Origin of the sequence: Rhizobium sp. B21/90 (assembly GCF_019355815.1) — a bacterium.
In the GTDB taxonomy this organism is placed as follows: Bacteria; Pseudomonadota; Alphaproteobacteria; order Rhizobiales; family Rhizobiaceae; genus Rhizobium; species Rhizobium rhododendri.
In genome coordinates this window covers 663,523-675,594 of sequence record NZ_CP072163.1, presented here as the reverse complement: position 1 = coordinate 675,594, position 12,072 = coordinate 663,523, and the positions used below count along the sequence as shown (strand labels likewise).

Annotated in this window: 12 protein-coding genes and 2 pseudogenes; 6 read left to right on the top strand and 8 right to left on the bottom strand. The window is 57.2% G+C overall.

All coding sequences use genetic code 11. The annotated features are described in order from the left end of the window. Positions 1 to 9: 9 nt before the first annotated feature. The 3 genes from J5278_RS21270 to J5278_RS21260 form a co-directional block, all read right to left on the bottom strand. On the bottom strand, positions 10 to 774 hold the full coding sequence (locus J5278_RS21270; protein ID WP_219259034.1) for a VOC family protein: 765 nt from the start codon (positions 772 to 774) through the stop codon (positions 10 to 12). A gap of 169 nt (positions 775 to 943) precedes the next feature. After that, positions 944 to 1,405 (bottom strand): SRPBCC domain-containing protein, encoded by a 462-nt coding sequence (locus J5278_RS21265; RefSeq protein ID WP_209183078.1) that lies wholly within the window; start codon positions 1,403 to 1,405, stop codon positions 944 to 946. Positions 1,406 to 1,433: 28 nt separating this feature from the next. Next, on the bottom strand, positions 1,434 to 1,892 hold the full coding sequence (locus tag J5278_RS21260) for a metalloregulator ArsR/SmtB family transcription factor (protein WP_257623470.1): 459 nt from the start codon (positions 1,890 to 1,892) through the stop codon (positions 1,434 to 1,436). 74 nt (positions 1,893 to 1,966) lie between these two features. Between J5278_RS21260 and J5278_RS21255 the strand changes: the two genes are divergently transcribed. From J5278_RS21255 to J5278_RS21235, 5 genes are all read left to right on the top strand, one after another. Then, positions 1,967 to 2,296, top strand: coding sequence for a YciI family protein (locus J5278_RS21255; protein ID WP_209183077.1), 330 nt, complete (start codon positions 1,967 to 1,969; stop codon positions 2,294 to 2,296). Between the two features lie 295 nt (positions 2,297 to 2,591). Then, positions 2,592 to 3,371: a sensor histidine kinase gene (locus J5278_RS21250; protein ID WP_257623469.1), complete on the top strand. Its 780-nt coding sequence runs from the start codon at positions 2,592 to 2,594 to the stop codon at positions 3,369 to 3,371. Positions 3,372 to 3,421: 50 nt separating this feature from the next. Further along, positions 3,422 to 4,546 (top strand): IS5 family transposase, encoded by a 1,125-nt coding sequence (locus tag J5278_RS21245; RefSeq protein ID WP_209230093.1) that lies wholly within the window; start codon positions 3,422 to 3,424, stop codon positions 4,544 to 4,546. A gap of 159 nt (positions 4,547 to 4,705) precedes the next feature. Further along, on the top strand, positions 4,706 to 4,963 hold the full coding sequence (locus tag J5278_RS21240; protein WP_374109207.1) for a hypothetical protein: 258 nt from the start codon (positions 4,706 to 4,708) through the stop codon (positions 4,961 to 4,963). A gap of 60 nt (positions 4,964 to 5,023) precedes the next feature. Then, complete coding sequence (locus J5278_RS21235) at positions 5,024 to 5,389, top strand: response regulator (RefSeq protein ID WP_209188222.1); 366 nt, start codon at positions 5,024 to 5,026, stop codon at positions 5,387 to 5,389. Positions 5,390 to 5,521: 132 nt separating this feature from the next. Here J5278_RS21235 and J5278_RS21230 read toward each other — a convergent pair. The 4 genes and pseudogenes from J5278_RS21230 to J5278_RS21215 form a co-directional block, all read right to left on the bottom strand. Beyond that, a pseudogene (locus tag J5278_RS21230) lies at positions 5,522 to 6,458 on the bottom strand (NADP-dependent oxidoreductase). 161 nt (positions 6,459 to 6,619) lie between these two features. Continuing rightward, positions 6,620 to 8,239: an MDR family MFS transporter gene (locus J5278_RS21225; protein ID WP_219259030.1), complete on the bottom strand. Its 1,620-nt coding sequence runs from the start codon at positions 8,237 to 8,239 to the stop codon at positions 6,620 to 6,622. A gap of 90 nt (positions 8,240 to 8,329) precedes the next feature. After that, the gene (locus J5278_RS21220) at positions 8,330 to 8,920 is read right to left on the bottom strand and encodes a hypothetical protein (RefSeq protein ID WP_219259028.1); all 591 of its coding nucleotides are present in this window, start codon (positions 8,918 to 8,920) and stop codon (positions 8,330 to 8,332) included. Positions 8,921 to 8,952: 32 nt separating this feature from the next. Further along, positions 8,953 to 10,140 carry an HlyD family secretion protein gene (locus J5278_RS21215; protein WP_219259026.1) on the bottom strand — a complete coding sequence of 396 codons (1,188 nt, stop codon included), beginning with the start codon at positions 10,138 to 10,140 and terminating at the stop codon, positions 8,953 to 8,955. Between the two features lie 132 nt (positions 10,141 to 10,272). Here J5278_RS21215 and J5278_RS21210 point away from each other — a divergent pair, with 132 nt between their 5' ends. Next, positions 10,273 to 11,175: a LysR family transcriptional regulator gene (locus tag J5278_RS21210; RefSeq protein WP_209188217.1), complete on the top strand. Its 903-nt coding sequence runs from the start codon at positions 10,273 to 10,275 to the stop codon at positions 11,173 to 11,175. Positions 11,176 to 11,403: 228 nt separating this feature from the next. Here J5278_RS21210 and J5278_RS21205 read toward each other — a convergent pair. After that, positions 11,404 to 12,013 (bottom strand): annotated as a pseudogene (locus J5278_RS21205) (ABC transporter ATP-binding protein); the annotation flags it as partial. Positions 12,014 to 12,072: the final 59 nt, after the last annotated feature.

The following is a 12,072-nucleotide window of genomic DNA, read 5'->3' as shown; positions in this document are numbered from 1 at the left end:
TCTCTCTTCCTACTTGCCGCCGACCAGCGCAAAAGCAGCGCCTTGCGGATCATTGCCCATGATGATGTGCATGCCGCCCGGCACCTCATGGGGTCCCATCGTCACTGTACCACCGCCCCGCTCGATCCGCCCTTGGGCTGCTTCGATCGAGGGAACGTTAAAATAATAGCTCCAGCGTGTCGGCCAGCCGGCGCCGGCGGTCATCGCAGCACCAATCCTATGGCCGGCATGATCGATGAAGCAGTACTCGCCCATTTCACTCATCGGCATCGTTTCGCTATTCTCCCAGTCGAACAATTCGCCATAGAAGGCGAGCGCGGCCCTGTGGTCACTGGTAACAAGCTCGTTCCAGCCACAATGCCCAGGCGTGCTAGCGTGAAACGCCCGGGACGCCTGCTGACTGTCGCCGCGCATAATGTAGGACACCATCCCTTGCGGATCGGCGACCATCGCATAACGGCCGACGCCTGGAATATCTTGCGGGCCCATTAGAACCATGCCGCCGAGCGACTTGGCTTTCTCAGCTATACCATCGACGTCCTGAACCCCGATAAAGCAAAACCAGCCGGGTTTCATCGGGGTACCCTCCGGTAGCGTCAGTAGGCCGCCCACGTCTTGTCCGTCTGGCGCAGTCAGAATGCGGTAGTCGCGGGTGCCTTCCATTCCTGAAGTAGCGATGCTCCAGCCGACGACATCGGCATAGAATGTTTGCGCGCCGTCGGCGTCGGTGGTCATAAGTTCGTACCAGATCGGAGTGCCTGCTGGATTGGTCATTTCGTCGGTCCTTCTGCTGGATGATGATTGATCAACGGTCGCACGAAAGCCGCCTAAACGAGGCGCCAGTCGTCGAGCAGCATGGTCTTCCGCTTGACGACATTCTGAGGTCTACCATCGAAGACTGCCATCTGATCGAAATGGTCTGATCAGATGGCTCAGCAACGATCTAGCTGGCCGACTGGTGAATAAGAAACTCTGCCAATCTATCGAAAGTGCTGTTCCAACCCATTGAATGACTTTTTGCGCTCTGTACTGTTTTAAAACCGGTCTGGCTAAAGTGCATTCGCGTTCCTCCATTCGGCAATTCCTCGAGGCGGACAACGATGTGGGTCTGCACGTCAGGACCATCTTCGTGGTTCGGAGTCTCCCAGGCAAAGGTGAATTCCAAACGCTCAGGCGGCATTACGACGAGATATCTACCTGATTGCCAAAGGAGGATGTCTTCAGGATTGTCTGATTTGAGACAGGCCCGCCATGCTCCTCCTACCCGGACATCCGCATCGAATTCGGCGGCACGATAAAAGTGCGGGCCGTGCCATCGGATCGGCGCATCCGGCTGTGTCCATGCTCTCCATACTTGTTCGCGCGGGGCAGCAAAGTCCCGAATTATCGTCAAGGGACGCAGCACAGCTCTGTCTCCGATACTCTCGTTAGGCTCACGCATCTTTTGAAGCCTGGGCCTCTGGCGTTTCAAGATAGGCTGCCAGGCGATCAAAACTCTCTTCCCAATGAACACGGCACTTCTCGATCCAATCGGTCACTTCAGCAAATTCAGATGCTTGAAGCTTTGCCGGTCGTGCGATCGACTTGATTGGCTGACTGCGCGTGACGAAGCCCGCGCGTTCCAGGACGGCCAAATGCTTCGCAACGGCTGGAACCGTCATCTGCAAAGGTCTTGCGAGGTCAGCAAGGGTCAACTCGCCGAGTGCAAGGCGGGCCAGCATTGCGCGGCGTGTAGGGTCAGCAAGTGCTGCAAATTTCATACTTAGAGGATCGGTCATATGTAAACCATTTGCTATATTTACCGAGTGGTATAGATTGATGGAGGATCGCTTGTCAATATCGGGATAAGGGTCCGCGACAGTCGCGTGCATATCAATAAGGCCGACGTTCACGCATGACAGCTCGTGGAAATTCTGCATCTTCAGGCGTGCTTACCGAAACGGCGCGATTACCTGAGGAGAAAAATATGCCTAAGTTTGTCACAATCGGTTATGGCGACCAGGCCGGTTACGATCGAACCCCGCGCGCTGCCCGAGACATGGCGCATGAACATGATGCCTCCTTGCGCCGCATGGGCGCGTTGATCGGCATCGCCGGCCAGCCCGTTCGAGTTCGCAACACCGATGCCATAAGAGTCGAAACAGAAGATGGAGCCTATATGGCTTCTTCCCTTCCAGTTGCGGGTTTTGCCGTCATTGAGGCAAAAGATCTTGAAGAGGCTATCGAGATGGTATCCAAAGCGCCTTGTGCCGTGGCCCACGGCGTCGTTGAAGTGTGGCCGCTGCAAGACGAGTGATCGCGTCTTACTGATTTGTTCAATGAGACCGGACGTTATTCCAACGTCATGCCGGACGCGTATCCGACGCAGAGCCGTCCAGGTTCAGCGTCTTTGGCAGCTATAGGAACCTAGTATGCCCATCTGTTGAGCGTCTTTGAGACGAACCGTTGGAGCGCTACACGATTTCATTAGGCTGCTCTCGAATACGTGGTAGGCTTCGATACGGGACTGAAGCTCTGTTGCTCAGTTACCGACGTCCACGCCGGGAAAGGCTTTCGCTGTGCGAGCCTCCGGGTTTCAAGGACAATTTCTAATGACAATTGCTGCAACTCCTCCGCCGCAGGGCGCGATGAGCCTCGGTCTTGCTATTGTCGCGTCATCTAACGCGCCGATGTTACTGTTGGACCTCAAGCTTTCGGTCGTCGCTGCTAGCGACTCGTTCTGCGGTGAGTTTGAAATCGACGCCGACACAATTTTAAACAAGCCTTTCGCCGAAGTTGGTCACGGCGAATGGAACTTCCGAACGCTGTCATTGCTGCTGGAAGCAACGGCGTCGGGCAGTGCAGCCGTTCAAGCGTACGAAATTACTCTCCATCGAGACGGAAAGCTGCCGAGATGCCTGGTTCTAAATGCCCAGAAGCTGGCGTACGGAGACCTCGAAAACGAACGCCTATTGCTCTCAATCCTTGACGTCACCGATGCCCGGCTTGCCGAAAAGCAAAAGGACGAGCTGATTGCGGAGAAGGCTGTGCTACTGCAGGAAGTCCAACACCGCGTTGCCAACAGTCTGCAGATCATCGCTAGCATTCTCTTGCAGAGTACCCGGCGGGTGAATTCCGACGAAAGCCGCTCGCATTTGAAGCTCGCTCATGGCCGGGTGATGTCGATTGCTGCGGTTCAGCGACAGCTCGCGTCGACCAACACAGGCGACGTCCATCTACGAACCTACTTTACCCAGCTTTGCGACAGCCTTGGCGCCTCCATGATCCTCGATCCTGAGGAGATCACGATAGACGTCGACGTTGACGGCAGTGTCGCCAAGGCAACCGTTTCTGTGAGTCTAGCAGGATGCGGAAAAAGGCCCTTGCTGTGAACGGACTGCCATGATTCCATGCCTGAGTGATTGGTCGGCAGGAGCAGGACATGCGCGGTAATGATATCCAGACGGCGGGTTTGTTTTCTTATGTGAGCTGCGAAGCCCGGGTTCCGACAAGCCATCCGCTGCGGGCGATCCGCGCGATTGTAGACGAGGCGCTGGAAGTTTTGTCGCCGGATTTCGAGGCGATGTATTCAGCGATCGGCCGTCCGTCGATCCCGCCGGAGAAGCTGCTGCGCGCTCTGTTGTTGCAGGCCTTTTACACGATCCGCTCGGAGCGTCAGCTCATGGAGCAGATGGACTACAATCTGCTGTTCCGCTGGTTCGTCGGCTTGTCGATGGACGCGCCGATCTGGGACGTCACCGTGTTCACCAAGAACCGTGAGCGGCTCTTGGCTGGCGATATCGCCGCCAAGTTTCTGGCCGCGTTGCTGAGCCAGCCGCGGGTGAAAGCATTGCTGTCAGACGACCACTTCTCGGTGGACGGCACCTTGATCGAAGCCTGGGCCAGCATGAAGAGCTTCAAGCCCAAGGACGACACAGATGGTGGCGACACCGACGGCAGCGGCTCTGGCGCTGAAGAGAAACAGCCGCCAGAAGCCAAAGGCCGCAACTCTGAGCGCGATTTCCACGGCGAGAAGCGCAGCAACGCAACCCACGCATCGACCACCGACCCGGACGCCAGGCTTTATAAGAAGGCCCGTGGCCAGGCGGCCAGGCTTTGCCACATGGGCCACGTCACCATGGAAAACCGCAATGGTTTGGTTGTTGACGCCACGCTGACCCATGCGACCGGAACCGCCGAGCGCGAGGCGGCACTGGATATGGTGGGCCGCATGGATGGTCGTCATCGCATCACATTGGCTGCAGACAAAGCCTACGATACGGCCGATTTCGTTGCTGCCTTGCGGGACGCAAAGGTGACGCCACACGTCGCCCAAAACACGACGAACCGACGCTCGGCCATCGACGGTCGCACCACCCATCACCCTGGCTACGCTGTCAGTCAGCGCATTCGCAAGCGTATCGAGGAAGTGTTCGGTTGGGCCAAGACCAGCGGCGGAATGCGTAAGACCCGCCATCGTGGAAAGGATCGCGTCGGCTGGATGTTCACACTGACAGCCACCGCTTATAATCTGGTGAGGCTGCCAAAGCTGCTGGCGACAGCCTAATCGCGCCCGGAATCCGCCGAACCAGGCGGATGACGACAAAATGGGCCGACAACGGCCGCTGAAAAAGCCTCATCACGGCCTGTCTTCGAGCCGTCTAGCCAGGATCGGCGGAAAAATCGGCGCTATTTCCGCGACCTGCTAGGTCTGATCGTTACGGAATTGGTTATCAACGCTTTGAAGCATGCCTTTCCAAACCATCGGAGGGGCAAGATCATAGTGGCCTATCGCGCCAATCAAGCGGGATGGGTGCTGTCGGTGGACGACGACGGCGTCGGGATGTCACTTGATCCCGTTGTATCCAAACCTGGCCTTGGCACGGGCATCGTCGAGGCGATGGCTAAACAGCTCCAGGCTAAATTCACAGTCACCGATAATCATCCTGGGTCAAGGGCGAGCGTCGCCTGTCAAGTGATGTAATCAGCCTAACTCACAGCCGCTCTGCTTGAGGTGGCCGGACATGAATGGGAAAGCAATAAAATGGAAGATCGTATTGTGGTTCTTGTGGTGGAAGACGAGGCTATCATCAGGATGGCGCTTGTGAGCGCGCTGGAAGACGCGGGATTTGAGGTCTTTGACGCCCAAAATGCCGACACGGCTATCGATTGCCTGATCTTAAACACGAACATTCAAGTGGTGTTCACCGATATCGAGATGCCTGGTAGCATCGATGGGTTGAAGCTGGCTGCCGCAATCAGCGACGGTTGGCCGCCGATAAAGATCATCGTGACGTCTGGCTATCACGCCATTGAGCCAGGCACGTTGCCGGTCGAAGGGCTATTCCTAGCAAAGCCGTATCACACAGCTGATGTCGTTGAATCAATTCATCAACTAATGGCAGCCTAAGTTCCATAGATCACCTAAAACCATCGCGGAAATTCGCAAGTCACACAGCGTGTACATAGAACAGCGGCGACCAGTTGAGTCGCCACTGGAGTTGATAAAGCGTTCCCTTTGCTAAGCTATTTACTGACTGCCTTAGTCGCTCAAGACATTAAGGATGATCTTCCCTTTGTTTCGAGCTCTTGTTCCCTCCAACATCTCATGCGCAGCAATCGCGTCTGATAGTGGCAGCACGTCGCCGACGTTGGTTTTTAGAAATCCGCCATCGACCATTGCGGCGATCTCATTCAATTCGGCTGTCGATACTGCGACCAGGAAGAACGCTGCGGTGACACCGTGTTTTGATGCAAGCTCCTGATCGGGCTTGGACACTGCAGATACAAGCTTCCCGCCTTTTTTCAGGACAGCGAAAGATCGGGTCTGGGTCTCACCTCCGACGAGGTCGATGACGGCATCCACCTCGAATACCTGCTCTTCGAACCGACTGGCACGATGGTCGATGACCTGGTCGGCTCCCAGACTTTTGATTTCATCGACGTCCCCGGCACTTCCTGTTGCGATGACCCTGATGCCCGCTTTGTGCGCGAGTTGGACCGCGTAGTTGCCGACGTTGCCGGCAGCGCCGTGGATGAGGACACTGTTTCCTTTGCTTCAAACCGGCCTGATCGAACAGAGCCTGTTTGGCCGTGACGGCGATCACCGGAATCGAAGCAGCTTCGATGTCGTCGATTGTCTTCGGCTTGAGAGCGATCATGGTAGCGCTGGCGATGGCATAGTCGGCGTAAGCGCCGATGAAGCGGGGGTTCGTGACGCCGTAGACAGCGTCGCCTGCTTTGAAGGAGCGAACGTTTTCCCCGACGGCTTCGACGACGCCACAGATATCCGATCCGAGTGTCAGGGGCAGGGGCTGTGGAAGCGCACTGTGCCCAGAGCGGATCCACCCGTCCCAAGGACCGACACCTGCGCCGTGCACCTTCACCAGCACTTCGTTCGCTTCATGAGCGGGACGCTCTATCTGCTCCGCGCGGATGACTTCCGGGCCGCCAAACTCATGGACGCGGTAGGCCTTCATTGTGTTGCTCATTTCAGTTCTCCTGTTTTTCAAGGTGGGTTTGAGTTGGTTCCAGCAACTTCGGTTGGCTGCATTTTTAGCGGGACCGATGGAGTGGATCTTTTGTCATCGGGTCTGGGATGGACTGATTGGGACAAAATCGAAGTGGTTGCAGTGACGCGTTAGTGCGCGCCTCCACCGGACACCTGACCAGGCTTCTTCAAAAGGAGTGATGCAAGCAGTGCGATCACAAGGGCTACCCCGAGCAGGTAGAAAGTATCGCTGAAGGCAAGGATATTAGCCTGTTTACGTAATTTCAGAGCGATCCCGACCACGGCCTTGTGTGTGGCAAGTGCTTGGTCGCTGACGCCATGGCTCATGAAGTAGGCCGTCAATTTTGCCACGCGGTCCCGGGTCGCATCTTGGAATACCGAGACAGAACTCGTGAGAATGTTTGAGTGGAACTGCTCACGCTTGGTGAGAAAGGTCTGCAGGACTGCGATGCCGACGGCGCCGCCAAGATTACGCATCATGTTGAAGAGAGCTGAGGCCGAGCCTGCGTTTTCCTGCTCTATCCCCGATGTAGCGATTGCGGACAGCGGTGTGAAGACGAGAGCCTGACCGACGGCGCGTACGATGTTCGGCCAGAACAGCTGGTCGGTGGCATAGTCACCAGTCATGTGGATGTTCATGAAGTTAGATACTGCGAAGAGGGCGAAGCCGACAATAATGAGCAGCCGGATATCGACCAGTTTCATCAGTCGTGGCACGAGCGGAATGAGAAGCAGCTGTGGGAGGCCGGTCCAGGCGAGAACCATACCGATCTGCTCTGCATTATAACCTTGTATTCGGGTCAAATAGATCGGCAGGACGAAGACCGAGCCGTAGAGAGCAACGCCGAGCATGAAGTTGGAAACAATGCCGAAGCCGAAGTTGCGACGAACGAGAAGGCGCAGGTTCAGTAGGGGATGGGCGGACTTCAGCTCGATATAGAGGAACAGTATCAGTGAAACGGCCGCGATGATCGACAGGCGACGGATGAAGTCGGAACCGAACCAGTCTTCCTTGTTGCCTTCTTCAAGTACGGTCTGCAGGGCGGCAAGGCCGACGGACATAGTGATGATACCCGGCCAGTCGCCCTTGGCAAGCAGGGATAGGTTCATCGGTGCCCGATCGAGGGAAGCCCAGAGCATGCCTAGCATCAGTACACCTGGTACCAGATTGACATAAAATATGTATTGCCAACCCCAGTTCTCAGTAAGGTATCCGCCAATCGTTGGTCCGATGGCCGGGGCGAAGGTTGCGGACAGGGCGAAAAGCGCGAGGCCGATCGGTTGCTTGGCTTTGGGCAGAAGCGTGATGATGATCGTGAAAGCCATCGGGATAAGCACGCCGCCCGAAAAGCCCTGAATGGCGCGCAGGATGATCATCTGCTGAAGGTCGGCTGCAAAGGCGCAGGCGACCGAAAACAGCAGGAAGATGACGGCATTCGTCAAGAGATAAACGCGTACCGAGAACACACGGGCGAGCCAGGCGCTAAGCGGGATCACCACGATTTCGGCGATGAGGTAGGAGGTGGAAATCCAGCCGCCGTCATCCGAACCCGCACCGATCGCGCCCTGGATGTCGGCGAGCGATGCGTTGACAATCTGGATGTTGAGGACGGCCATGAATGCACCGAGGGTTGAGCCGATGACAGCGCTCCACATGCGCAGTGGGCTCATCGCATGGGTAGGCGGGGCGGCCGTTGCCGAGGGCCCCGAAGCCGAATTGTTGTTCACTGCGATCTGAAGCGTTGCCATTGCCGTTCTCCTTCTGATGCCGAGACAGTCTCACAGGATGGCGCTCGCGATAATTGCGGAAAGATTGGAAGGATCATCAAGCCAGACGGGTCAATCGCCGATCAGGCTGAGATCCTCCAGCCGAAGGGCCTGGAGTTCCCAGGCATTGCGCAGTGCTGGAAGCATGCGGTGGATGACCTGACATTGCGACGGCAAGAAGCCGCCGGCTTGCGCGGTTCCGAAGGCGACGACGCTGACCGGTCCGGCTCCCTTGCCGAGCGGCGCGATGATCATCTGTATGAGCTGGCGGCCGGCAAAGACATCGATGTCCTGCCAGTCACCGTTTTCCTCACCAGTACCTATGACAAGAGAGCAACCTGTCTTCATGACTCTATAGAACGGCGTCCTGGAGAAGAGCGGTACCACACACTGCTCGCGATCGAGAACCTCGACGACCCCATCCGGCGCCCAGGCGACGGTGCGGCCGACATAATCGGGATGGAGCGTCAGCACATGGAAGGTCAAACGGTCGATCGGGAATTCGAGGCCGCGTAGGCGTTTACCCAGCCCGGCGATGAACAACCGCTCGTCTTCGTGCTCGCAACCCTCATCGGATATCCATTCGATCATGGAAAGCAGGGCATCCTTATCGACGGGAGGTCTTTCGCCGACGATGGGCTTCAAGGAAACGATGTCAAGCATGGTTTCAACTCCATTCGATGTCGCTCCGGCGCTCATTTGCCGCCCAGAACGGTCAGCTTGGTGTCGATGTCCGGCTCCACCGACATTCCCGAGCGAAGCAGACCAGCCAGACTGTTATCGTCAAAGACGATCTTGACCGGGATACGCTGGACGATTTTGGTGAAGTTGCCGGTCGCGTTGTCCGGCGGCAGCAGCGAGAATTCGAGACCGCTCGCGGGCGAGACGCTGTCGACGTGACCCCTGATTGTCAGGTCGGGAAAGCTATCGATCTTGATGACGACCGGCTGTCCGGCGCGGACATTCGTCAGCTGCGTTTCCTTGAAGTTGGCAACGACATAGGCGGAATGGGTCGGCACGACCGCCATCAGCTGGGTGCCTGAGGTCACATATTGGCCGACACGCAGGGACCGCGCACCGACGATGCCGTCGACCGGCGCTGTTATCGTCGTATAAGAGAGATTGAGTTTCGCTTGTTGCGCGGCGGCGGCAGAGCGATCGCGCTGCGCGACTGCCTGTTTACGCTGGGTCTGCAGCACCGGGATTTTCTTCTCAGCGGCGACGAGAGCCGCCTGATCACGTTCCAGTGCGGCGATTGCCTGCTGGCTCAGCGACTGGCTTTGTTCGGCACGGGACTGGGTGCCGGCGCCGTTGCTGATCAGCCGCGCGGATCTCGCGGCCTCAGAGCGTGCGAAGTCTAGCGAAGCCTGAGACGAGTCGATCGTGGCCTTCGCCTGGCCAATGACGGATTGCTGCAGTTCGATCTGGGCGTCGAGGTTGGAGATGGCGGCATCGGCTGCCGTGACGTCCGCTCTTGCTTGGGCCAGCGCCATCTGAAAGTCGCGATCGTCGATCCGTGCCAGAACCTGGCCGGCCTTAACCACATCATTGTCGTTGACGGAAACGGTGGCAATATAGCCGGCAACCTTCGGAGCGATGGTCGTGTAGTCGGCCTTGACGTAGGCGTCGTCGGTGGACTCGATGAAGCGTCCAACTGTCCAGTAATGGTATCCGAAATCCGCCCCGAAGGCGACGCCGGCAAGGAGAGCAGCCAGGATGAGGCCGCGCTTGGCGATCTTGCGACCATTTCCTGGCTTTGCCGGGACCTGTGCAGGTTGGACAGGAGCACTGTTGCTTTCGCTGTCCGATGGTGCATCCTGAACCTTCGCGATGCTCGTCTGGTTGGCTGCTTCAAAAGCCGCTGCGCGGGGTATTTCGACCATTGTCCTTCTCCTCATTTTCGGCCATTGGGCCGGCTTGTTCGATGAGAATGAGAATGCCCCGCAATATGCCTTGTGATAATCTGTCGATATCGGGAAGGATCATCCACTCTCAGCGGATAATCGGGGGTATGAATGGACAGGCTAACAAGCCTTATCGTGTTCGGTCGTGTGGTCGATTGCGGGGGATTCTCGGCGGCTGCGCGCAAGCTCAACATGTCGGTGACGATGGTGGGCAACCATGTGCAATCACTTGAAGAGCGCCTCGGCGTGCGGTTGTTAAACCGCACCACCCGCAAGGTCAGCCTCACGGAGACCGGCAAGTTCTACTACGAACGATCGACCCAAATACTGGGAGACCTCGACGACGCCGATCGCGCCGCCGGCGCCTTGAACACAACACCCCGCGGCACGCTGAAAGTCCATACCAGCACAGCGATTGTGCGATTTCTTCTGCCCGTCGTCAGTGAATTCATGGAGCTCTATCCGTCGATTTCACTTGACTTGAAGATCGGTGAACAGGCGATCGACATGGTCGAAGACGGCTACGACCTGATGATAAGAACCATACCGCCGCCGGACTCAAGCCTCGTTGTCAGGAAGCTAACGCCCTGGCGTCACATTCTCACCTGTTCGCCGTCCTATCTGGAGACGCATGCGAAGCCTGAAAGTCCGGCCGATTTAACGGCACACAATTGTCTTCGTTATGCCTATTACCCTTACGGAGAGGAATGGCGTTTCGAAGGGCCCGACGGAGGTCACCAGAGCGTCAAGATTTCAGGAAACGTGGTATCGAACAGCGCCGAAACGCTCCGACACCTTGCGGCGACAGGGCGGGGCGTGTTTCTGGCACCCAGTTTTGTTGTCTTCGACGATCTAGCTTCGGGGCGGCTTGTCCGGATAATGCCTGACGTGAATGCGGTCGAGTTCACCATCAACGCGGTCTACCCTAACCGCAGCCATCTCCCGACTAAGGTTCGCCTGTTCATCGATCTGCTTGCGGATCGTTTCGCAGAGCATCGAAAGTGGATGACTTGACGAGGGAGTTCCGGCCCTTCATTGCAGGGGGGCTATCAGTCATCCGGCTCCGTCAGGTTGTTGTGATCGGAACCTACGATGAAGACTGCAAGCAGGCTGGCTAGGACTTTCTTGCGCGCCTTCTTGCTGATGCTGTGCTTCGAGCCAGGCAACTCAAAGAAATTTTCACCCGTCTTGTAGATGCAGACGGGGGCACTATCAACCTTGCTGCGGATCGAACCACCTGTAGTAGATCTTGTCAGGCGTGCCGACCTGCAGCAATTCCCCGTCCATCATCACCGCAATACGGTTCGGACATCATCATGGCCTCGGCCTGGTCATGGGTGAGATAGATAAAGGTCGCGCCCAGCGCGCGGTGGAGCTGTGCAATTTCGCTGCGTGCCTGGACGCGCATTTTGGCATCCAGATTGGAGAGCGGTTCGTCCATTAGAAAGGCGCTCGGGTTTCGCATCATGGCACGCGCCAGCGCCACCCTTTGCCGTTGACCGCCCGAGAGCGCCGCCGGCTTGGCTGCTTCAATACCTCGATCGACAGGGATGCACCCCGCGCCACCTCGCTATCGATGTCGCGCAATCGTTCAGCCGCTCCCGGATAGAGGACGCCCGAGAGACGGCAGGCGTTCGATGGAGTTCAGGCGGCGCATGGTCAAAGGCACTTCGATGTTCTGTTCCACGGTTAGATGCGGATAAAGCGTATAGGACTGGAAGACCATTGCAAGATCGCGGTCACGCGGCCTGACGGCGCCCACATCCGGATCGTTAAGACGGATGGTCCCGCTTGTCTGCGATGTCGTTTGAGGTTTGAGGTTCGGCGGGCTGCGGGTCTCGGTGCTGGCGATAGGCGACCATTTCACGTTGTACCCTGCCGGCACGTCGGTTATACTTTTTTTGAAAAACA